General features: G+C 36.6%; 20 protein-coding genes, 1 pseudogene and 1 riboswitch. Of the genes and pseudogenes, 10 read left to right on the top strand and 11 right to left on the bottom strand.

All coding sequences use genetic code 11. From position 1 onward, the window contains the following. Window positions 1–255: 255 nt before the first annotated feature. Entirely contained in the window at window positions 256–1,023 is a 768-nt protein-coding gene (locus tag ACTXGU_RS12385; RefSeq protein WP_443481830.1) for a LamB/YcsF family protein, read from the bottom strand. Between the two features lie 1,038 nt (window positions 1,024–2,061). Between ACTXGU_RS12385 and ACTXGU_RS12380 the strand changes: the two genes are divergently transcribed. Genes ACTXGU_RS12380 through ACTXGU_RS12360 form a run of 5 tightly spaced genes read left to right on the top strand, consistent with a single transcriptional unit; the run spans window position 2,062 to window position 5,913 of the window. Next, the gene (locus tag ACTXGU_RS12380) at window positions 2,062–2,622 is read left to right on the top strand and encodes a biotin transporter BioY (protein WP_443481829.1); all 561 of its coding nucleotides are present in this window, start codon (window positions 2,062–2,064) and stop codon (window positions 2,620–2,622) included. Next, on the top strand, window positions 2,623–4,071 hold the full coding sequence (locus tag ACTXGU_RS12375) for an AMP-binding protein (RefSeq protein ID WP_443481828.1): 1,449 nt from the start codon (window positions 2,623–2,625) through the stop codon (window positions 4,069–4,071). After that, window positions 4,068–5,162, top strand: coding sequence for an acetyl-CoA C-acyltransferase (locus tag ACTXGU_RS12370; RefSeq protein ID WP_443481827.1), 1,095 nt, complete (start codon window positions 4,068–4,070; stop codon window positions 5,160–5,162). Before ACTXGU_RS12375 ends, ACTXGU_RS12370 begins: the two co-directional genes overlap by 4 nt. After that, window positions 5,159–5,500: a hypothetical protein gene (locus ACTXGU_RS12365; RefSeq protein WP_443481826.1), complete on the top strand. Its 342-nt coding sequence runs from the start codon at window positions 5,159–5,161 to the stop codon at window positions 5,498–5,500. The genes ACTXGU_RS12370 and ACTXGU_RS12365 overlap by 4 nt, the downstream gene beginning before the upstream one ends. After that, window positions 5,467–5,913: a MaoC family dehydratase gene (locus ACTXGU_RS12360; protein WP_443481877.1), complete on the top strand. Its 447-nt coding sequence runs from the start codon at window positions 5,467–5,469 to the stop codon at window positions 5,911–5,913. The genes ACTXGU_RS12365 and ACTXGU_RS12360 overlap by 34 nt, the downstream gene beginning before the upstream one ends. Before the next feature lie 122 nt (window positions 5,914–6,035). Here the strand turns inward: ACTXGU_RS12360 and ACTXGU_RS12355 are convergent, their stop codons facing one another. After that, window positions 6,036–6,917 carry a R2-like ligand-binding oxidase gene (locus ACTXGU_RS12355; RefSeq protein ID WP_443481825.1) on the bottom strand — a complete coding sequence of 294 codons (882 nt, stop codon included), beginning with the start codon at window positions 6,915–6,917 and terminating at the stop codon, window positions 6,036–6,038. A 205-nt stretch (window positions 6,918–7,122) separates the two neighbouring features. Between ACTXGU_RS12355 and ACTXGU_RS12350 the strand changes: the two genes are divergently transcribed. Further along, the gene (locus ACTXGU_RS12350) at window positions 7,123–7,341 is read left to right on the top strand and encodes a hypothetical protein (RefSeq protein WP_443481824.1); all 219 of its coding nucleotides are present in this window, start codon (window positions 7,123–7,125) and stop codon (window positions 7,339–7,341) included. Between the two features lie 282 nt (window positions 7,342–7,623). Here ACTXGU_RS12350 and ACTXGU_RS12345 read toward each other — a convergent pair whose 3' ends face one another. The 3 genes from ACTXGU_RS12345 to ACTXGU_RS12335 form a co-directional block, all read right to left on the bottom strand. Next, the gene (locus tag ACTXGU_RS12345; protein ID WP_443481823.1) at window positions 7,624–8,625 is read right to left on the bottom strand and encodes an NAD(P)-dependent oxidoreductase; all 1,002 of its coding nucleotides are present in this window, start codon (window positions 8,623–8,625) and stop codon (window positions 7,624–7,626) included. Window positions 8,626–8,763: 138 nt separating this feature from the next. Further along, complete coding sequence (locus ACTXGU_RS12340; protein WP_443481822.1) at window positions 8,764–10,449, bottom strand: hydantoinase B/oxoprolinase family protein; 1,686 nt, start codon at window positions 10,447–10,449, stop codon at window positions 8,764–8,766. After that, complete coding sequence (locus ACTXGU_RS12335; protein ID WP_443481821.1) at window positions 10,421–12,547, bottom strand: hydantoinase/oxoprolinase family protein; 2,127 nt, start codon at window positions 12,545–12,547, stop codon at window positions 10,421–10,423. Before ACTXGU_RS12335 ends, ACTXGU_RS12340 begins: the two co-directional genes overlap by 29 nt. Window positions 12,548–12,809: 262 nt before the next feature. Here ACTXGU_RS12335 and ACTXGU_RS12330 point away from each other — a divergent pair, with 262 nt between their 5' ends. Further along, complete coding sequence (locus tag ACTXGU_RS12330; protein ID WP_443481820.1) at window positions 12,810–13,565, top strand: IclR family transcriptional regulator; 756 nt, start codon at window positions 12,810–12,812, stop codon at window positions 13,563–13,565. Between the two features lie 170 nt (window positions 13,566–13,735). Here the strand turns inward: ACTXGU_RS12330 and ACTXGU_RS12325 are convergent, their stop codons facing one another. The 3 genes from ACTXGU_RS12325 to ACTXGU_RS12315 form a co-directional block, all read right to left on the bottom strand. After that, the gene (locus ACTXGU_RS12325) at window positions 13,736–14,710 is read right to left on the bottom strand and encodes a bile acid:sodium symporter family protein (protein WP_443481819.1); all 975 of its coding nucleotides are present in this window, start codon (window positions 14,708–14,710) and stop codon (window positions 13,736–13,738) included. Between the two features lie 357 nt (window positions 14,711–15,067). Next, entirely contained in the window at window positions 15,068–16,093 is a 1,026-nt protein-coding gene (locus tag ACTXGU_RS12320; protein ID WP_443481818.1) for a branched-chain amino acid aminotransferase, read from the bottom strand. 87 nt (window positions 16,094–16,180) lie between these two features. Continuing rightward, window positions 16,181–17,206 (bottom strand): Mrp/NBP35 family ATP-binding protein, encoded by a 1,026-nt coding sequence (locus ACTXGU_RS12315; RefSeq protein WP_443481817.1) that lies wholly within the window; start codon window positions 17,204–17,206, stop codon window positions 16,181–16,183. A gap of 197 nt (window positions 17,207–17,403) precedes the next feature. On the opposite strand from ACTXGU_RS12315, the pseudogene ACTXGU_RS12310 reads away from it, so the two are divergent. Together ACTXGU_RS12310 and dapA are read left to right on the top strand one after the other, a co-directional pair. Further along, a pseudogene (locus ACTXGU_RS12310) lies at window positions 17,404–18,182 on the top strand (ATP-binding protein); the annotation flags it as partial. A gap of 159 nt (window positions 18,183–18,341) precedes the next feature. After that, a riboswitch (Lysine riboswitch) is annotated at window positions 18,342–18,520 on the top strand. A 126-nt stretch (window positions 18,521–18,646) separates the two neighbouring features. Beyond that, a complete protein-coding gene (gene dapA, locus ACTXGU_RS12305) occupies window positions 18,647–19,534 on the top strand; it encodes a 4-hydroxy-tetrahydrodipicolinate synthase (RefSeq protein WP_443481816.1) in 888 nt (295 codons plus the stop codon). A 252-nt stretch (window positions 19,535–19,786) separates the two neighbouring features. On the opposite strand, the gene ACTXGU_RS12300 is transcribed toward dapA, so the two are convergent. The 3 genes from ACTXGU_RS12300 to ACTXGU_RS12290 form a co-directional block, all read right to left on the bottom strand. Next, a complete protein-coding gene (locus ACTXGU_RS12300) occupies window positions 19,787–20,155 on the bottom strand; it encodes an iron chaperone (protein WP_443481815.1) in 369 nt (122 codons plus the stop codon). A gap of 420 nt (window positions 20,156–20,575) precedes the next feature. Next, a complete protein-coding gene (locus ACTXGU_RS12295; protein ID WP_443481814.1) occupies window positions 20,576–20,809 on the bottom strand; it encodes a cold shock domain-containing protein in 234 nt (77 codons plus the stop codon). Between the two features lie 134 nt (window positions 20,810–20,943). Beyond that, entirely contained in the window at window positions 20,944–21,429 is a 486-nt protein-coding gene (locus ACTXGU_RS12290; RefSeq protein WP_443481813.1) for a GNAT family N-acetyltransferase, read from the bottom strand. Window positions 21,430–21,516: 87 nt separating this feature from the next. On the opposite strand from ACTXGU_RS12290, the gene ACTXGU_RS12285 reads away from it, so the two are divergent. Next, the gene (locus ACTXGU_RS12285; RefSeq protein ID WP_443481812.1) at window positions 21,517–21,723 is read left to right on the top strand and encodes a hypothetical protein; all 207 of its coding nucleotides are present in this window, start codon (window positions 21,517–21,519) and stop codon (window positions 21,721–21,723) included. Window positions 21,724–21,821: the final 98 nt, after the last annotated feature.

Here is a 21,821-nt window from a genome sequence, read left to right as displayed (position 1 = left end):
AATAAGGCTGTTTTCTAAAAGTTTGTTGTTTTTGAATAAAACAATAGACTTGGTTGAAGCACTGAGCAGCCTGAATACACGTAGACTCCTGCGGGAAAAGCGAGAAAGACGAGACCCCACAGGAGCATAGCGACGAGGAGGCTCGGCACTCGTCCGCGGAAAGCGAAGTGTATTCAGGCTGCGGGGTACATAACAACAATCTATACGAAAAGAGTCATAAAAATAAAGACGAAACTTAATTTGATTTAATTTCTACTAAAACCAATCACCCAATCTACGAATTTCTACTCCTGCTTCTATTAAAGCACTCTTTATTTGTTGTGCAAGCTTTAATGATCCACTTGTGTCTCCATGAAGCAGCAATGATTGGCCGTCAACTTCTATTTCTTTACCAGTTATTGAAGTCACTTTCCCTTCAACAACCATCTTGACACATCGTTTTACAACTGTTTCAGGATCATGAATTACAGCGTTGGGATTATCTCTAGAAACCAATGTTCCATCGTCATTATATGCACGGTCCGCAAATATTACATATGCAACCTTTAGCCCTCTTTGTTCTGCTATGTTAGCCATTTCCCCAGGAGTAGTAACTACCATAAGAGATGGATCAAATCTCACTATGCCTTCAACAATTGCTTCAGCATATTTGCGATTCTCAACAGAGAGATTTCCTAATCGTCCATGAGGAGTTACGTGCTGCAATGTACCTCCATATGCTTTAACAAATGCGTTCAGTGCACCTAATTGATAGAGAATATCTGTTGTAATTTCCCATGATGATAACTCTATATGTCTTCGGCCAAACCCGACCAAATCAGGAAAACCTGGATGCGCACCAATCCCCACATTATTTTTTACTGATTTTTCTACAGCATCTGCCATCGTCCGAGGATCCCCTGCATGAAAACCACAAGCAATATTAGCGGAACTTACCAATTCAAGCAAACTAGAATCATCTGCCATCGTATAAGATCCAAAACCTTCTCCTAGATCTGAGATTATGTCAATTACTTTTCTCATAAAATGCCTCCGTCACCCGTCTTTATTAAACATGTATTATGAATTTCTCATCATTATTATAACGGTATTTACTTCTATATACCTATATTTTTTCTATATTGCTATTCCCCCCAGTATGGCATATCTATTAGATATGCCATATGAGCTTGGTATGCAAGCAACCGTTGTTAACCTTGTTTATTATACTTTCTTCATTTTAGTCCAATGATACTGTAAGTTTTGACGCGATGTTAACAATGTTCGCGTGATTCTCATTCCTATATTCCATCGCCTTTTTCTTGAAGTAATTTGCATCTTGTTTCAACAATTATCCCCTTATTGCTGAAGTAGACCTTGCTTTAACTTATTGGCCTGTTTTTTGCTTGCTGAAACGAGATCAAATAAATTCTTATTGGTTTCTTTGCGACGCGGCTTCAAACGGTTCAACCTGGTCTTGTGTTGTAGAAAATACCTCTTTGCTGATATCTTCAATTGATTGTTGTCTTGTTTCAATGCCTATAACAAGGATAACTAAAGCAACTGTTAGAAGTAATGCTCCTATTGCAATAAAAACAGCAACAGTACCATAATTAGTTAAGATCCAAGCAACTCCATAAGGTGTAAAGATGGATACAGCTCGTCCACAAGCATTACAAAATCCGGAACCTCTTAGGCGAATTTCAGTTGGCCATAATATCGAAGAATTGAATATTTATAATTTACTAAATATTTAAAATTAACAAAAGTCGCACTTAAATAGACCCGCCAATTAAATAATTTATATTAATTAGTAAGAAAATCTTCCATACTCGATTCACATAACCACATTTACCTATTTAAATAGTCTCTTGTTCGACTTAGAAATCAGCGTTTCAAATCCTTCCATTTCAAAGAGGCACTGACACTCTTGCAAGGTTTCAATTAATTCACATTTTCCTTTACATTTACTCCTATTTAGACAGCATCCTTTTCCTGAATTTACAATAAAAATTAACCTTTACAATTAAGCAGGAAGGGTTTTATAATTTTGTTAACTAAAATTGAAAGTAGGTTAACAAAATGAAGTTAAAAAAAATAATGTATGTTTCTATGTTTGCTGCAATTATGGCAGCACTGGGAATTGTTCCGCCAATTTTTTTAGGAATTACTCCTGTTCCAATAACGTTGCAAACATTAGGGGTCATGTTATCAGGAAGTGTGTTGGGAGCGCGTTTAGGTCCTAAATATGCAGCTCTTAGTCAAGCTTTATTTTTATTATTAGTAATGACAGGATTGCCTTTATTATCTGGAGGGCGCGGGGGAATTGGTGTTTTCTTTGGTCCATCAGGAGGCTATTTCATCGGCTGGATCATTGGTGCTTACGTAATTGGATATTTATGTTATCATATGAAAAACGTATCATTTGTGAAGATTTTGCTTACTACTATTCTTGGAGGTATTTTGGTTGTTTATCTATTCGGGATTCCGATTCAGGCAGCTATGATGAATATTTCTATTGCTAAAGCTATTACTCTTAGTCTAGTATATCTTCCAGGTGATTTTATAAAAGTAATTATTTCTTCATTTCTTGCGATTAAATTGCAAAAAGCTATTCCGATTTCAGAAAGGTTGAAGGCCTAAGTGAAAATTACGAGTACATATAGGATATATGCTCAAAAAGATAATAATCGACCTGCCATCGTAACAGATGACGAAAACGTTACATATGGTGAATGGTTCAATTTAGTGCAGCGTACAGCTGCCTCTTTTTTTAATGAAAAGGCAATTTATAAAAGAGTTGCCTTATTCTTGCCAAACGGCCGCTTGTTTTTACAACTATTCGCTGGAGCGAGTGAAGCAGGCTGGGCTAGTGTGGTAGGAGATATAAGGTGGAAAGAGCGAGAGCTAGCGGATCGACTTCAACAAATAACGCCTGATCTTATTATTGCTGATGAAAAGATGAAAGGATATTTTAAACAATATTCAACAAAAACGATTTTTTCAGACGAGATCGAAGAATGGCTATCTTCAAACAGCAATTTTCATAAAAGTGACGAAAATGTCCCTTTCTACATTGGTTTTACCTCTGGTTCAACTGGAAAACCAAAAGTCTTCATACGTTCCCATGCTTCATGGATTGAAAGTTTTCGCTGTAATCAAATAGATATAGGAATGACAGCGAAAGACCATGTGTTAATCCCCGGTTCCTTTATAAATTCTACCTTTTTATATGGTGCTTTAAGCACTTTATATTTAGGAGGCACGATCTACGTGCTGACAAAGTTTTCGCCTGCTCGTTTGATGAATTTTTTACATGACTATCCGATTTCTACTGTATATGTAGTACCTACCATGATTCAAGGACTATTAAAGGAAGGATATTCTTATAAACACCCCGTCTCCTTTCTATCTACAGGAGCGAAGTGGCTGCCAAGCGTAAAGACGAAAATGCGCCGTCAGTTTCCAACCGCTACTTTTTATGAGTTTTACGGGTCTTCCGAGCTTAGTTTTATCTCCGTTTTAAAAAATAACGAACAAATTCAATATGCAGATTCAGTTGGAAGAGCATTTCATAATGTTGAAATTAGTATTCGTAATGAAAAAGGACAGGAATTAGGTGTTGGAGAAGAAGGAATTTTATATGTGAAAAGCAACATGCTTTTTGATGGATATTTAAATAATAAGGAAGAAACAAAAAAAGTATTACACGGAGATTGGGCGACAGTTTATGATATTGCCAAAATTGATGCAGAAGGTTATGTATACATTCTTGGCAGGCAAAATGATATGATTCTTTATGGTGGAATGAATATTTACCCCCAAGAAATAGAACAAGTATTACTTAAATACGATGGAGTCGAGGAAGCAATTGTTTTAGGAGTCAAAGATGAGTATTGGGGGCAAAAAGTGACTGCTTTCATTAAAGGGAATGTATCTTTGCCTTCTTTAAAAAATTATTGTCTTCAGACGCTGTCCTCTTATAAAATTCCACGAATTTGGAGAAAAGTAGAAACTTTCCCCTACACAACGGGAGGGAAGGTTTCACGCCAAGAAGTAAGAAAATCGTTTGAAAAGGGGGAGTTAGGATGACGAGAGCGGTGATCGTCAAAGCAAAGAGAACCGTAATAGGAAAAAAAGGCGGCATCTTAAAACAGTATCCCCCTGAACAATTAGCAGCATTTGTTATTAGAGACCTCATTCAAGACCTGCCTGAACAGGTAGATGAAATTATTTTCGGCAATGCGGTGGGTCCTGGTGGAAATATTGCGAGATTGTCAGGCTTGGAAAGCGGTTTATCTGTTGCTATACCAGGTATGACAATCGACCGGCAGTGCGGCTCTGGATTAGAGGCAATTCGCCTTGCTTGTTTTCTTATCCAAGGCGGTGCAGGGCAAATATATATTGCGGGCGGTGTCGAAAGTACAAGTCAATCTCCTTATGAAAAACGGGCGCGTTTCTCACCTGAACAGATCGGTGACCCTGATATGGGCGTTGCAGCTGAATATGTAGCTGAAAAATATGGGATCACAAGGGAGATGCAAGATGAGTATGCTCTGCTTAGTTATCAACGAGCGATTCACTCATTAAAAAAAGGCTATTATGCTGAGGAACTCGTAAAAATCGCTGATTTTCCCTTGCAAGATGAAGGATTAAATCCGAAACTTAATTATGAAAGAATGCTTCGTCGATTGTCTCCTTGTTTTAAGGAAAATGGTACGGTAACGTTGGGAAACTGTTGTGGAGTCAATGATGGGGCATCAGCGGTCCTTGTCATGTCTGAAGAAAAAGCGAAGGAACTAGGATACGAGTCAATCATGCGTTTTGTGGATAGTGTTGTAACAGGAGTGAACCCAAATTATCCAGCTAGTGGTCCGATTCCTGCCGTTTCGCAATTATTATCTAAGCATTCTTTATCGATTCAGGATATCGACCTATTTGAATTGAATGAAGCCTTTGCTTCAAAAGTAGTCGCATGTGCAAGGGAACTTTCGATTCCTTATGAAAAATTAAACGTAGAAGGTGGCGCCATTGCATTAGGTCATCCTTATGGAGCATCGGGAGCAATTTTGGTAACAAGATTATTTTATGAAGTACAGCGATACAAAACGAACTACAGCATTTCTGCGTTAGGGATTGGCGGCGGAATTGGAATAGCCGTTTTATGGGAGAGTATGTTGTGAAAACAGAGGCGACTTACGTGACAATAACAGAAGAAATGGTCCATAACTATGAAGCTATTTTTGGTAAACAAAAGAAATTGCCGCCAACCTTTCCGATGATCTTTTATCGTTATATCAAGGTTCAATGGAACTACAAGGGAGCTCCCATTCATCGAAAACAGACCTGTGTTTGTTCCAAAGAACTTTCCATCGGAGAAACTTATCAGTGTGTCATTTCACTTGATCAAGAAAAGAAAAAAGGAAACTATACGTTTTACACCCAATCTCTCGTAGGGTATAACTCGGAAGGAAGCGAGTGTTTTCGATGTGTGTCCGAATTAGTCGTACATTTACCATAACGGAAGAAAAAGTGAAGCAATATGCGTTCCTCTCCGGGGACTTCAATCGGATTCATCTGGATCAAAAGGAAGCAGAATGTTTTGGATTTAAAGCGCCGATTGCCCACGGAATGTTGACAATGGCCCTTACATCAAATATCGCTTCTTTTTTTATTGAAAAAGGAATGAGAATCTCCTCGTATGAGATGCAATTCCTAAAACCAATATACATGAATGATACGATTCATATATTAGCAGAAACGAAGCAGGAAAATGATTTAACCATTCTTGTCATTGAAGGCAGGAATGAAAATGAAATTGTAGTAAGAGGGCAATTAACTTTGAAGGAGTCTCTGTTAAACAATGATGTTGTTTCTGGGAAGGAAATCTGCGAGACTCCTGCGGAAAAACGGACTTGCAAGACCCCCGAGTAGAGGTACGAGAAGGCTTGCCAGTTCGTCCGAAGAAAGGGCTGTCCAAAAAGTCAGTGTAACTAACTTTCTGAACAGCCCCTAGATATTTTAGTTTCAATAAGGTAAGAGTTCATTCTGTAATTCTATGGGTTTGAGTTTCCTCCAACAGATCGATAAATTTCTTCAATCGTCTGCCCCTTCGCCCTTGCAAGGATCTCGATTCTTAACATAAGCTGTTTTTCCGAGTATTTCTTAATTTCAGAACTGTATTCCTTTCCTTTTTCACCCTCAATAATACCCTCTGCATTTAAGGAGGTAGCAAGAGGTGCCAATTCCTCAAGCTTCTTAACCACCCTGTCAAAAAGATGAGGATGTTCACAAATTAAGCGCTGTAGAAGAAACGTTCCATATGCAATATGCCTTGATTCATCTTTCTTTAAGTGGCCAATGCCCTCTAGAAGTCCAGGCATCTTACCGAACATTTGCAGTCCATCATAAAACGATTTATATCCAGTTTCTGCTAATACCCCTTCTACAAACATATTGTATACAGTTGCTGCATCAGCTATTACCTCTGGGGTTTGTTCATGCCATAGACGTTCCATTGTTTCGGGGAGAATTTCATAAAATAACTTTCGATAGGATTCAGAATGCAAGTGGGTAAGATCGCCTTTTGCACCAATAGCATTTAACACCAGCCGAAAGAATTCAGTATGTTTAGCTTCATCGCATAAAAATGTAGTGAGGAACATCTCCTCTTCTAACCTACCTTCTTTAGCAATCACCCTAAGCAATGGGAGTAAATCAAGAGTAACCGCTTCTTCCCCACCCTGAAATTGAGCGAGAAGTTTCAGAATCCACTCTTTTTGTTTAACAGATAGTGTATTCCAATCTTCTTGATCCTGTGAAAAATTGATAAGCTGAGGGTTCCATCCTCCAAACTTTTTTGCCTTTTGATACAACTGGTACGGATATGAATCTTCCATTAAACCTTCGGAGCCTGTTGTTAATAGTTTCTTTCTCAAAAATATTCCTCCTTAGAGTTACTATACATGCTATTTTATGCAAGGAGAAAATGATATGTTTGGACATATATTCGGGTCTGTTGAAAAAATAAAACAAGAGAATAAAGCGCATATATTAGTTCTAACTTCATCCCGTATAGTTTTAGTAGTCTACATAATTAACATGCTATGTGGAAACATAAAAGAAAAAAAGGAGGTGCTGATCATGTCAGAAGAAAGAAAAGATAGTAAGGCGTATTCAATGTTCCAAGCTAAACTAGTTGAAAAGAATATTTTTAATATCTACAAAGAAGATGTACTTGTAGCGGAAGTGAGAGGAACGAATCCTGAAACACAACAAGTGATTCCGATGCGTGAGCTAAATAATTACGAAGAAAATAAATTGCACGAATATATCGGTCATTTAGGGGAAAGGAACGATTAATTTACTCTTTCAATTATCCCCTATTATATTGTACTATATATCATTTTAGTGAAAAAATCTCTAGAAAAGTGGCCTCTAGAGATTTTTTCAAATCGTAATACTGGTAGCAAGAATCTGCACTTCTTTACCCGCTTAGGAGGTAAGCGTATATAAAATTGTTGAATCTGGTAAAATATTCTTCTATACCATTGCTCCCATCGAATACAGGTTATTTTTTGATAAGTTTCTTCTATAAATTCATTTCATAACAAAGGACATAATGTTAACATGATTATTCTTAAGTTATGATGGTTGAGATCTCTTTTTTCTTTCAACCTCTGGGTTGGCCAAATATTTTGTTTTTTCCCCTCGAAGAATGGCGATAATATTTTTCGAAATTGTAGTGGATGCTATGTAATTACACTCATCTGTTGTTCCACCGACATGTGGAGTTACTATAACATTAGGCAGCGATAACAGAGGTAATTCCTTCGGCGGAGGTTCTGGATCAAAAACATCTATTCCAGCTCCCGCTATTTTTCTATTTTTTAGGCAGTGATAGAGATCATCCTGGTTCACAACAGCTCCACGTGCCGTATTGATTAAATAAGAAGAAGGTTTCATATATGATAGCAAGCGTTTGTCTACAAAGTTTTTCGTGTGTTCATTCAGTGGTATATGCAAAGACACAAAGTCCGACTGAGAAAAAACTGCTTCAAGGTTCGTTGTGACTGTAACATTTAATTCTCTAGCAACTCCATGCTTTTTTTCATCATATTCCCTAACCCCTGCAGTGACATCCATTTCAAAACCAAACGATAATCTTTTCGCTACTTCTTGTGCAATACTGCCAAATCCAATTAGTCCTACTTTTTTTCCTTTTAATTCATATGTTGGAATTAGTGTTCGAGAATGATAGTTGCCTTTCTTCATTTCATGATGAAAAGAAAGAATATTCTTGCTCAAAGCTGTAAGCAGCGTAACAGCGTGCTCAGCTGTTGAAACTTTATTAACCGAGGGTGCATGGACTACTAGTATTCCTTTTTCAGTTGCATATTTTACATCAATGTTATCCACACCTACGCCAGCTCCGGAAATCACTTTTAAGTTCGGACTTGCATCGATGATTTCTTTTGTAATTTTTGCAGGAGCCCGCAAGACGATAGCCTCAACATCTTCAACTAAACGACATATATTTTTCACCCTATAATCGTCCGTTCGAATGACATCCGCGTTTTCTTGTAAATACACTTCCCCATCTTTATGATACATAGATAGAATTTGCAACACCTTTGGTTTTATCATTTACTCCTGCTCCAATCTTCCTAATCATTAATATTATCATTAGCAGTAAATCTAGCACTAGATTTGTTGTATCTAAGTGAACACCTTCACCTATCACAAGTGACAGACTTGTGATAGGTGAAAGTAAAGTATCGACAATTATTTAGAACTTTCCATTTCCACTACATACCAGCCGTCCTTACCAAACTTAACTTGTATACCATATTCAGTCCATGCTTGTTCTTTCGATACATATCCATTGATAACATCCTGCAGCACCGCTTGGGGTGCTCTATCACTCGGATTTCCATATCCTCCCCCTCCTGGAAGCTTCAACGTAACGATATCGTCTGGGTTTAGTTTGTATACTATTTTTGATTTATTAGATTTTTCTTCATTTATATAGACTTCTGCTTTTGCACCTGATTTTCCGCCATCTAACCCCTTTGCTCCTTGATTAATGCGATCAAACATACTAGGAAATTTCCAAGGCTTATTTGTACGTACACTGAATCGAATAGTTTGACCTAAACCGCCGCGATAACGGCCGCATCCGCCAGAATCTGCTCTCAATTGTTTTTCATGGAAAATAATAGGCGCACTTGTTTCCATAATCTCAACAGGAACCCCTCGTACACCTGACGGAAAAGCAGTTGCAGACAAACCATCTTTATTTGGTCTTGCTCCCATTCCTCCCGCTGTAAAGGCAACATATGAAAAATCTTCCCCGTTAATTGGCAAGCTCCAAATGGAGGAAGCTCCCTCTGCAATGGTACGGTTTGGCACTGCATGATACAAAGCACCGAGTACACATTCCGGAGCAAAGTGGCCAATAACATGTCGCGCTGCCGTAGACATTGGAGGAGCTGCATTTACAACGCTTCCCTCAGGAGCTGTGACTGAAACAGGACGGAAGCTTCCTTCATTATTTGGGATATCTGGTGCAATAGTTGCTTTCAAAATATACGTTGTGTAAGCTGTTATATAATATAGGCAAACATTAATTCCTTTCGTGCTTGCTGGCGATGAACCATCATAATCCACGACAATTTCATCACCTTTGACTAGTACTTTACACTTTAACGTAATTGGTTCGTCAAAACCGTCTGTAATTATTTCATTCTCATATATACCATCCGGAACCTCCGAGATTGCTTTTCGCATTCCTGCTTCTGATCGCACCATAATTTCTTCGCCTAATGTATCAATCTCTTCTAATTGAAATTCTTCAAGCATTTCCACTAAACGTTTAATTCCTACTTCATTTCCCAGCACCTGTGCTTTTAGATCCCCTAATACTTCATATGGAGCGCGAACATTAGCAGAGATAATAGTCTGCAGACTTTCATTTAGTTTTCCTTCCATATAATATTTCATATAAGGAATTTGAAGCCCCTCTTCAAATATGCTTTCGCCTTCCGGAGTATATCCCCTTCCCCCAATATCAGCTACATGGCAAGTGGAGGCAAAATATCCTATTAACTTGTCTTTATAAAAAGCAGGTGTAACGATGGTGACATCAAGAAGGTGACCAGAGATTTCATATGCGTTATTGCCAATAAGGACATCGCCCGGATGAAGCGATTCCGGTGGAAATTTATCTAAAAAGTGCTTCACACCTAATGCCATAGAATTAATGTGTCCCGGTGTCCCGGTATTAGCTTGGGCAATCATATTTCCCCTACTGTCAAATAGGCCTGCTGATAAATCCTCTGAATCTGCTAAAATACTAGTAAATGAAGTGCGTATTAAAGTTTTAGCTTGTTCTTCTAAAATCGTGATTAAACGATTCCACATAATTTCAACTTGAACTGGATTAAATGTGCTGTTTTGCAAATTTGCCATTAACTTCATCTCCCTCTATGTGTTTCTCTTTTTGTAAAATTAAATTTAAAAATGGATCCACTGATATAGAGAATCCTGGTGTTACGACCATTGTAGATTCCCTTTCTTCAATAATGGCAGGACCTTTTATAGAGATTCCAGAATGTAAATTTTTCCGATCATATACAGGTGTTAATCGATAATCCGCATATTCTCCAAAATAAACGTTTCGATAATTCTTAGGCTCCACTTTTTGATCATTTTTCGCTTGCAGGTTTAGGTTTATTTCCGGTATCGGCCCTTGGACAATGACACGCCAATTCAACGTTTCAATCGCCATGTCATTTAAAGCTTCCGCGTATAACTCTTCATATTGGATCTCAAAGTTTCGTTTAATTGTATGAAATGATTGTTCTGTTAATGTTTCATTTGGAATTGGCACTCTGATTTCATAACTTTGGCCAGTGTACCTCATTTCACAACTTCTAAATATTTGAATGTCATTGGATGAAATATTGGACTTAGCAAGAAGACGCTCTCCTTCTTGTTCCATTTCCTTCAGTAATTTCATTACCTCTGACCAGTTCATTTGATCAAGGCGGCCTTGATAGCTTCTTACAAAATCAAAAGCTATTGGCGAGGATAGAAAACCAAATGCTGAGCCGACTCCTGCTCCTACTGGTGAAATAACTGTTGAGATATCCAAGATAGAAGCTACATTGCATACATGCACGGGTCCTGCTCCTCCTGTTGCAAACAATGGATAATCTGTAATATCCTTTCCTTTTTCCACCGTATGAATGCGAGCAGCACTTGCCATATTTTCGTTTACTACTTGATGTATTCCCCAAGCGGCTTCTACAACACTTAAACCAAGCGGCTTTGCAACTTTTTCTTCAATTGCCTTGTAAGATGCATCTGCGTCTAATGCCATCTCTCCCCCTAAAAAGAAATCTGGGTTTAAGTAGCCTAATACTACGTCTGCATCCGTTACCGTAGGATTTAATCCACCTCGTCCATAGCATGCTGGTCCCGGTTCTGAACTAGCACTTTCCGGTCCAACCTTTAACAATCCAAGTCGATCAACATGGGCAATGCTTCCACCACCCGCACCAATCTCAATCATTTCAATTACTGGAACCTTCACTGGTATGCCGCTGCCTTTCATAAATCGATGGGCACGTCCTACTTCAAACTCGTTGGTCACTAACGGAACTCCATCATCTACAACGCTTGCTTTTGCTGTTGTCCCGCCCATATCAAAAACGAGGAGATTGTTTAAATCACAAAGCTTACTATAAAAGGATGCAGCCATAGCTCCTCCAACTGGACCTGATTCTAATATGCGAATCGGAAATTGAATTGCTGTTGGAATCGTACAAGTGCCGCCACCAGATAGCATCATATGAAATTGCCCTACAAAACCTCTGTTGTCCAGTTCTTCCTCTAAGCGATTTAAATATTTTTCTACAATCGGCTGCACATATACATTTGCTATTGTCGTGGTAGTCCTTTGGTATTCCCGAATTTCCGGTGATACTTCTGAAGAAATGGATATACGAATTTGCGGAGCCTCTTCTTTGCCAATTTCCATAATTCTCTTTTCATGTACAGGATTTTTATAGCTATGCAATAAACATACTGCGACAGCTTCTACATTCTGTTTTACTAATTCCTTAAATACTTCTTTTACATTTTCTTCATCCAATGCAACAAAAATTTCACCCGATGCAAGCATTCTTTCCTTTACGGGAAATCTTAGGGATCGTGGGACAAGCATCTCAGGTTTTTCCAAAAACAAATCATATAGATCATATCGGTTCTCTGTCCCAATTTCGATTTGATCACGAAATCCTTCTGTTGTTATTAATGCCGTTTTTACCCCTTTTCTTTCTATTAAGGCATTAACAACTAATGTTGTGCCATGGATGATGGATTGAATGTCTCCATATGAAAACCCATACTTCTCTAAATTTTCATCCAGTCCCTTTAAAAATCCTACAGATGGATCCGGGTATGTAGTAAGCGTTTTTCCATAAAATCGATTCCCTTCTTCATCAAGAAAGACTAAATCTGTAAATGTACCACCAATATCAATACCAATATTTACTTTTGTCATATTCTACCTCCAATATAATTTTTTGTAATGAAGATCAATCTGAATTCATTTTTCGGTTTTCAAAAACCGAATTTCGGTTTAAATGAACTATACTATGTCCCATATCCTCTTTCAACTAACTTGTAAGATTTATTAACATAAAATTTTATGTTATTATCAACACTTTCTTTTATATGGACTAATAAGAAATTATTCGGAAGCTCTTGTAACATAAAAATTTGTATGTCATGATTAGTTTATATGTGGAAAAGGAGAAATATTTATGAATGTAACAATTGTGAAATCAATGGACGTTCTGTATCTTTTTATTAAGCACCCTAAACTAAATCTAAATGAAATCGTTCAACTTTCAGGAAAGCCCAAAACATCTGTTCAGAGAATTGTAAATGCATTTGAAGAGATTGGTTTCCTTGAAAAAGATGAGAATGGAAGGTATTCACTCGGATTATTCTTTCTGCAATTCGGAGACTTAGTCCATAAAAGATTAGATATTAATACAATTGCTTCTCCTATTATGCATAAATTAAAGGAAGAGGTAGAGGAAACGATCATTCTTACATACCTTCAAGAAAGTGAAACCGTCAATATTGCCTCTGTAGAATCTGAACAACCAATACGGCTTTACTCTCAAATAGGTCAAAAATCTCCCTTATATGCAGGAGCAGGCTCGCGAATTATTTTGGCTTTCTTAGAAAAAGAACAGTTAGAAACCTACCTTTCTAATACAAAACTCATCAAACTCGCCTCAAATACAATAACCAATCCTAACGAACTTCGCCGAGTATTAAAGAAATCGAAAGAGGATGGATATGCAGTCAGCTACTCTGAAATAACGGATCTAGGAGCAGGTATTGCAGCACCTATTTTTAATCATCGAGGCGTCCCAATAGCAGGGCTTACCATTTCAGGAATTGATACGATTTTTACAAAAGAAAAAGAGCCCCTATTTATTGAAAAAGTGAAAGAAGCAGCTAAAGAAATTTCTATAAAGCTAGGATATACGGAAACCCTAACATAAATTTAGAAGCATAAACTGAAAAAAAGAAACGCTAGCCACAACGTTTCTTTTTTTGTTTACGATTATAAATTAAGCCGTGAATTCTACTAAGAAGAAGAATTGACAGTGATCGTAAGTATCTATATACGTAAGAGTTATTAAAAAACTCTATTAGCTTTTTAAAGATCTATTTAATATTTCGATTCGTTTACTTCAGCTTTAACCTGAGTTGACTTTGAATAAAAAATTTTAATTAACTGTCCATAAAACGCAGCTAGTATTTGTTGAAATAACATGCCGATTACTACGGGCATTGCAACTGCGGGTGGGAAGAAGCTTACTGCTAAAACAGCACCGGCACTTATATTCCTCATGCCGCCCGTATAAATCATGCCAATGATTTCTTCTTTGCTTCTTTTGGTTAAAACACCAAGAATCCAAGCGAAAAAATACCCAGATAAAGCAATCAAAAAAATCGTCAACGCAATTTGAATAAATTTTTTATCAATATGGCGTAAGTAAGGTGCAACAACAGAGCTATTGATGCTGACAACAGCTGCTAATTCTACTTTAGAAAAAGGAGCTAATGTTTTATTCCATTTTTCTGCAACAGACTTGGAATATTGGTTAATCGCCATGCCAGCTATAGAAGGTAATACAATCATACCCAATAACCCCTTCATCATCCCCCATATTTCCAAGTGAACACTTTCTCCCACAAAAAACGACATGCTGAGTGGAACAAGAAAAGGAGAAAGCAATGTATCTAATAAGATGATAGCCAATGTCAGCGGCACATTTCCTTTATACATCGAAACCCAAATTACGCTTGTAATCCCCGTAGGAATAACAACTGCCAATGTTAATCCGGTAATAGTAAAAGGATCATTTTGAAAAAATAAATGCCCAATCGCAAATGCCCATAATGGGGTAATGATATGTAAAACAGCTAACGTTAAAATTAATGATAATGGATGAGTAATAGTGTGTTTTACTGATTTGAAATTAGATGTGAGGCTGCCAGTAAAGGTCATAGCAGCAAATATCCAAGGAACTAAAAAAGAAAGGTGATGTAGAAAATTGGCTAAAAGTACACCAATAATGACACTAATAGGTGTAAGAAGAGCCATCCATTTTCCGAGAAAAGCATTTAATCTTTGTAACATTTTCTGAACTCCAATCTAATTACTAAAAACATACTAATTACATAGGAGAAAATTTCCAACTATTTTTTTCTATGTAGATTTATAGGTTTTCTTATGCGAATCCCAAAACTTTTATAAGTAAATCAATTCTTGCAACTTAATTTTACTTATAAAAGCCTAAATAAAGCATTAGATAATACATACAATAAGAATGAATTTTCAGATAACAATCTTTAGTTAGTTTTTATAATGAAAATTTTCATATTCTAATTATTTTGTATCAAAATATTTTTTATCTTGTATTTTTGGTAAAAAAAACGAATGACAGACTCCTTTGTCCGTCATCCAATGTTTAAACGCTACTAAAAATAATATTGATTATTCAATCACTTTTATCCAACCTTCAGGAGCTTCTATGCTTCCTAACTGGATTCCAGTAAGTGTATCATATAATTTTTTCAAAATAGGTCCCATTTCTGACATGCCACTTGGGAAGCATATTTCGTTCCCATGATCGTTTATTTTACCGACTGGTGAAATAACCGCTGCTGTTCCACACAAACCACATTCTGCAAAATCTTTCACTTCCTTAAAGTATACTTCTCTTTCCTCTACTTCAAGGCCAAGATATTCCTTAGCAATTACCATCAGTGACCGGCGGGTAATGGATGGTAGAATGGTTTCTGACTTAGGTGTAACCACTTTGTTGTCCTTTGTAACAAATATGAAATTGGCGCCGCCTGTTTCTTCTACTTTTGTTCTAGTTGCAGAATCCAAATACATATTTTCATCAAATCCATTTTCATGTGCCGTTATAAGAGCATGAAGACTCATAGCATAGTTAAGTCCTAACTTGGCATTTCCGGTTCCATGAGGGGCAGCACGGTCATAATCACTGACACATAGGGTAATTGGCTTTGCTCCTCCTTTAAAATAAGGACCAACTGGTGTAGTAAATATTCTAAACTGGAATTCTTCAGCTGGTTTAACACCAATAGTTGGGTTGGTTCCGAACAGATAAGGACGTACATATAAGGAAGCACCAGAGCCATAAGGCGGTACATATGCAGCGTTCGCTTTTACTGTCTGTACAACGGCATCAATAAACCGATTTTTTGGAAATGGAGCCATATGTATTCTCTTCGCAGAATCTTCCAAACGCTGTGCATTTAGCTCCGGTCGAAAAATAACAATTTTTCCGTCTTGCGTGGTATATGCTTTCATCCCTTCAAAACATGTCTGGGCATACTGAAGAACACCGGCACATTCATTGATTACAATATTGCTATCCTCTGTTAAAATGCCTTCATCCCATTTTCCGTCTTTAAAATTAGAAACATATCGCTGATTTGTTTTTCTATAAGCAAATCCAAGGTTTTCCCAATCAACACTTGTCTTTTCCATTTGCCAAAACTCCCTTCTTCCTTTTGGTTAATTTTAACATAATTCACCTGATTAATTATTGCAATTTTAAGATAATTCTTTATTTAATCATTCTAATTTTATTATTTGTTCTGCTATTTCCTTATATTTAATACCTGTTACGTGATCTTCTTGATAAATAGAAGGAGCGAAATTTTCTTCATCCCAATAAGGTTGAACTATAGGCAATTGGCCTAATAGAGGAATATTCATTTCCTCTGCCAGCCTGCTGCCTCCTCCTTGGCCAAATACATATTCTTTTTCTCCAGTTGTTTTGCTTTCTAAATAGGACATATTTTCAATAATACCAATTACTTCATGTTTTGCTTTTAAAGCCATTCCTCCTGCTCTTGCTGCAACAAATGCGGCAGTTGGATGTGGGGTGGTTACAATAATTTCTTTGCTTGAAGGTAGCAAGGAATGCACGTCCAAAGCAACATCTCCTGTACCTGGAGGCAAATCAAGGATAAGATAATCTAAATCTCCCCACTCTACTTCATGAAGAAATCTAGCAATCATTTTTCCTAGCATTGGGCCTCTCCAAAGAATAGGGGAATTATCATCCACGAAAAAACCCATTGACATTACTTTTACACCGAAACGTTTCACAGGAATTATTTTTTCATTTTCAACAGTAGGGCGTGTCGTTATTCCCATCATATCTGGAACGCTAAAGCCATAAATATCCGCATCTATTATTCCAACTTTTTTCCCTAACCTTGCAAGTGATACTGCAATATTAACTGAAACGGTAGATTTCCCTACGCCCCCTTTTCCACTAGCAATTGCAATATAAACAGGGGATCCTTTTGGTTTTTGTGCTTCTTTTATTGCATTCGTCCTCTCTCTTGGCAGTTGGGTAAATCTAAGTCCAACCGTCTCTACTCCATTTTCTTTTAATACAGATACAATATTCCCCTGCAATTTCAACTGTTCTGAAGAATTCAACTTAGCTATAGCCACTTTTATACTTACATGATTTTTGTTTTCATCCCATTTTATTTCTTTAATAGAATCTATTTCTGATAAAGATTTTTGAAAATAAGGATCTATTATATGCTTCACTAAATTTTCTATTCTTTCTTTTGTCGCCATAAGCTATTCCTCCTCTTTCACTATCGATATGAATCTCCTATTATTCAACTTAAGAGCATTGATCCTATAAAGGATTATCCATGTATAGTCTGTGACTATATATTCACTGAAAAATAGGCCTTTGTCTATTGTAAAAAGTAAACTATAAAAATATTTTAAATATTAATATTTTTATATAAATTATCCATATCTCTTTAACAGCGTTTGGCAATTCAGGCGTTTATATTGAAAAATTTATAGAAGATTTTAGGCTGTAGAAATTCAAATTTTAGCCGATAACTTTGGAAATACCATTCATTTAGATGCGCGGGATTGCAGTATGCAGAGACGTTTACAAAAATTAATCGAAGAAACACCATCCCCTGCTATAACAGAAGAAAAAAGAAATGAAATAGGTGAGGCAGCTGTTCGTGCAGCAAAAGCTGTTCATTATTCAGGCGCAGGTACAATAGAGTTTATTTATGATTATAATGAGAATAAATTTTATTTTATGGAAATGAACACACGTATTCAAGTGGAACACCTAGTTACAGAAATGGTTACAGATGTTGATTTAATAAAAGAACAAATCTATATTGCATCAGGGGAACCTTTAAAAATATCACAAGACATGATATCCCTAAATGGCTGGTCCATTGAGTGCAGGATTAACGCTGAGAATCCAAAGAAAAACTTTATGCCATCAGCTGGAAAAATTGAAAAATACCTTCCATCAGGCGGATATGGAGTAAGAGTAGATTCCGCTGCTTATCAGGGGTATACAATTCCTCCCTATTATGACTCAATGATTGCAAAAGTAATCACTTATGGGAAAACAAGAAATGAAGCGATAGACCGTATGAAAAGAGCACTTAGTGAATTTATTATCGAAGGCATTCATACAACCATTCCATTCCATCTTCAAGTTCTTAACGATGAGACATACGTGAGCGGAGATTTTAATACTAAATTTTTAGAGCATTTTAAAATGGTATAAGATCATAATTAAAAGCCTTTGAATGACTTATCATTAAGTTTCTATTAATACAGGATTTAATCAAACTTTTTATAAAAAAAATATATAATCCTTGCATGTGAACCAATTTCCTGCTATATTACAGTCAATTAAATATTTTCTTATTTCAATACTTTTTGAAGTGAGGATAGAGGTGCAAAGATCATGAGTACACAATCTGAGGAGAATGAGATCCAATGACAATTGTGGAAAGGGGTATTTGCCGAAGCAGAAAGAATCTCATGTTCTTGAAGCTGGTTCTGCTGTTGAATAAATACAGAACTGTCATATGGGAAACTATATGGAGGGCTATCTTGCGCACTGGAACGATTTTTATTTATTTTGTTTCTACTGCAGCAGCCATTCCCTCGCTGCTGCTTTTTTCGTTCCTAAAAAATGGCCCTATCACCTCTAATTAAAAAATTTTAAAAAGGGTGTGTAGGTTTATGAATTTTGGCCAAGTATTAACAGCAATGGTTACTCCGTTTGATCATAATGATGAAATTGATTTTCAAGCAACGAAAAAATTGGTTGAATATTTAATTGCAAATGGAACAGATGCTTTAGTTGTCGCTGGAACAACTGGAGAGTCTCCAACATTAACCACCGAAGAGAAGATCGAATTATTTAAATTTGTAGTAAAGGCTGTTGACGGAAGAGTTCCAGTCATCGCTGGAACTGGCTCAAACAACACGAAAGCTTCGATTAGCTTAACGAAAATTGCTGAGGAAACAGGAGTCGATGGCATCTTGCTCGTTGCTCCATACTATAATAAACCGTCTCAAGAAGGATTGTACCAACACTTTAAAACGATTGCTGAATCAACTTCTTTGCCAGTCATGCTTTATAATATCCCAGGACGAAGCGTAGTTAATATTTCTGTCGAAACAATCGTTCGTCTTTCAGAGATTCCTAATATTGTTTCAATTAAGGAAGCAAGCGGCAACTTGGATGCGATGGCAGAGATCATCAGCAAAACACCTAGTGATTTTACGCTCTATAGTGGCGATGATGGATTAACAATGCCAGTATTAGCGATCGGTGGAGTAGGAGTTGTTTCCGTTGCTTCTCACATCATTGGCAATGAGATGCAAGAAATGATTGATTCCTTTAAAAATGGCGATGTCCAAAATGCTGCTTCTTTACATCGCAAACTGCTCCCAATGATAAGAGCATTATTTACAGCACCAAGCCCTTCACCGGTAAAAGCTGCATTAAATCTAAATGGAATACATGTTGGTAGGGTTCGCTTGCCGCTGGTTCCTTTAAGCAATGAAGAGCAAAGTGAACTTGAAAAAGCTTTGCAAACAAGTAACATTAACGTTACTTGTTGAAACAAATAGATTAAGAGAGAGACTTTCCTCTCTCTTAGTTAAAACCGCTCATTCACTTGATACAACAAGATCGATATCTGCCAAAAGCACAATCCGTACCCTTATTTGAAATGATTTTTTAAAACATCTCTTTCAATCCTAGTACTAGAATGAGTATCACATTCTATTTTATTTAATGTTGACGTCATAATTGAGTTGCAAAAACGCATGACATTTTTCGTGTCATGCGTTTTGATAAGGCGTGATGTATTATTACCGCCAAAAATTCGTATATTCTGCTTTATCCTGAATATTAAATTCAATCATTTTCTCAAGTAATTCGTAATTTACCGGCTTATTCCACGGAATTCGAAACAAGCCTTTAGTAGAGCTGTATCCAGCTTGGGCAATTTCATCAGCAAAGTACGTAATGCCTACTTCTTCGGGTGAAACGCTCAAATGATGCTTCGCTGTGGAAAAGCCGATAATAAATGTGCCATGATCGGTAAACATTGGCGTATTCCACTTGATTTGCGGTTCCAAATTGGGGAATTTATTAACAACCCACGCCAAAATTTCTTCTGTTCGATCGCGGTGATCGGGGTTATCAATATCCGCTAAATATTTCGCAAAAACTTCCATATTTTTCTCCTTTACTCATTATTATCGCATGCAATTTATTTATCTCCGTTTCAATCTATTTAACCTAAAATACTACTAAGAAACCAATTGTAACATGATCCCCTTTACCTTTTTAAATACCCTCCGTTAATTTAATAAAAATAGCTGCCTAATTTGACACTTGTTCTTAATAAAGTTCTGGTTATTGGGAAATCAGTGATAATACAAAAAAATGAACTTACTCCGAAATTGAATTAGTTTACGAGTCAGAATTAACCAAAATGCAATATTAATGTATATCCTATACAATTCTAGAATTGCTGGTATCCGTATTATCTTTGTAAAAAGGATAATTTTCTCCTTATTTTATTAAAACGCCCTATAATGGAACAACAGAGTTGCTAAGCCGGTATAGCTCAACAATGCCGATTCTATCTCACATCATTCATTTTCCATTGTTAATCTCACATTTGAAGCTCGACGTGACTGTTCATTTAAATTCGGTATCTCCTCAAGGTTAAACAGTACGTGTTGTCCAGATGAAAGTGATTTAAAACCATCTATTTGAATAGAACTGAAGTGTACCCAAACGTCATCTTCACCTTCAACAGAAATCCATCCCCAACCTTCTTCTTCATAAAAAACTTTACAGACTCCTATTAAATCATACCTCATTTAGGATCCCCCTTTGTACACAAATTCCATACAATTACTATTCTAATTTAACTAAGCTGCAACCTTTAGTTTATTAAAATAAAGTTACTGGCAACCATTGTTAAACTATTGCGCCAGTTTGTTCAGTAACTTTATTATTCTTTGATTATTTCATATTCGCATAAAAATCTCTCAACACCAGGATATTTCTCACCAAGATTTGTTATCTTAAAACCAAATTTCCGATAAATTTCCACAGCATCTTCATCCGTTTCAGCAAAAAGCTTTCGAGGAGAATATTTGTAACAAATGAACTCAATCATTCTGCTTCCAATACGATTTCCTCTAACATTAGGTACAACGGCAATATGTGTTATTTCGAATTCATCCCGCCCTAAAATCTTTATTCCGATACAACCAACAATCTTTCTTTTATAGACAAATCCATACAATGTATGGTCTGAAAATCCAACGTATTTCTCATATGATTGGAAAATTCTCTCTTTGGAAGTGGCATAGGATAAAAGTTCACTTACCTCTGAAGTAATTGTTTTAGATATTATCCTGAGCACTATGAGTTCACCTTTTTCATAGTTTAGACAGTATTTAACTCCCCTTTTATTGAACTGAACTGCATTCACTTTTATTCAAATCCTTCTAACACCATAGTATAAATGATGCTTTTTATGTACAAAACATAAAAGAATAAAATCCATAGGAGGATTAGAATGAACCACGAACTGGATTATGACCGTGACTTTGACAACGAAGACGAATTATCTAAGAAATCACTAAAACATATCTTACAAATGTCACTAGAAAGAGAAAATGAAATGATGAAAACATACTTGATCACCGCTGAACGTATACATGACAATGAAGAACTACAAAACCGATTGCGAAATTTTGCTGAAGGCAATGCTAAACGTTCTTGACAATTGATGGATGAATTAAAAGATAATGTATAGGTTATTCACTTCAAGAAGCCAGGTTGCTGAATAAAAAAGTGGGATTTTATACAATCCTACTAACA

The organism is Niallia sp. 01092 (assembly GCF_052318935.1).
Classification (GTDB): Bacteria; Bacillota; Bacilli; order Bacillales; family Cytobacillaceae; genus Niallia.
Note: the sequence above shows the minus strand (reverse complement) of the source record. Positions and strands in the feature narration are given on the sequence as shown.